Below are 930 nucleotides of genomic sequence, written 5' to 3' on the forward strand. Positions count from 1 at the left end.
CCTCACGCCTTGCCACCCAATCCCTTCCATCCGAGAAGACGCATGGCGTTGGCGGTGACAAGCACCGTGGCCCCAGTGTCGGCAAGGATCGCAGGCCACAGGCCGGTAACGCCGATCACGGTAGTGACCAGGAAGAATGCCTTCAGCCCGAGCGAGATGGTGATGTTCTGGGTTATGTTGGACATGGTGGCCCGCGACAGCAGGATCATGTTGGCGACATCGATGACCCGACCGTACAGAACGGCGGCGTCGGCGGTCTCGAGTGCCACGTCAGTGCCGCCGCCCATGGCGATGCCGATATCGGCTGCAGCAAGTGCAGGGGCGTCGTTGATGCCGTCGCCGACCTTTGCGACGACCTTGCCGCTTGCCTTGAGCTCGCCGACGATGCGCTGCTTGTCTTCCGGCAGCAGTTCGGCGCGCGGTTCGATGCCGAGTGTCTTTCCGATAGCGGCGGCAGTGCGCTTGTTGTCGCCGGTCAGCATGACGATGTCGGCACCAAGATTCTTGAGTGCCTTGAGGCCCTCGATGGCATCTGGGCGTGGCTCGTCCCGCATAGCGATGATGCCGGCCACGGCGCCATCCGCGATCAGAACCGAAACCGTCTTACCCTCGTCGTTCAGGGCGACGATGCGGGCGTCCAGGTCGGCGCCGAGCGCTACCTTCTCGGCAGCCGCCTTCGGCGACCCCAAGAACAGCTCTATGCCGTTTACGGTGCCGACGACACCCTTGCCGCCGACCGCGCCTGCCTGGGTGGACTGCGCGGGCTCGATGCTATCGGCCTTTGCCTTGGCCAAGATGGCGCTGGCGAGCGGATGGCTGGAGCCGACCTCAAGCGCCGCAGCCAATTCGAGTGTCTCGCGCTCCGACTTCGATCCGGCCACGATATCGGTGACCTGTGGCTTGCCGGCTGTGAGCGTGCCCGTCTTGTCG

General features: G+C 64.6%; 1 protein-coding gene. It reads right to left on the reverse strand.

All coding sequences use genetic code 11. From position 1 onward, the window contains the following. Positions 1-2: 2 nt before the first annotated feature. Positions 3-930 (reverse strand): HAD-IC family P-type ATPase (locus tag WH91_RS10315; RefSeq protein WP_046170934.1); only part of this gene is annotated, 928 nt, incomplete at its 5' end.

It is taken from the genome of Devosia psychrophila, assembly GCF_000971275.1.
GTDB classification, from domain to species: domain Bacteria; phylum Pseudomonadota; class Alphaproteobacteria; order Rhizobiales; family Devosiaceae; genus Devosia; species Devosia psychrophila.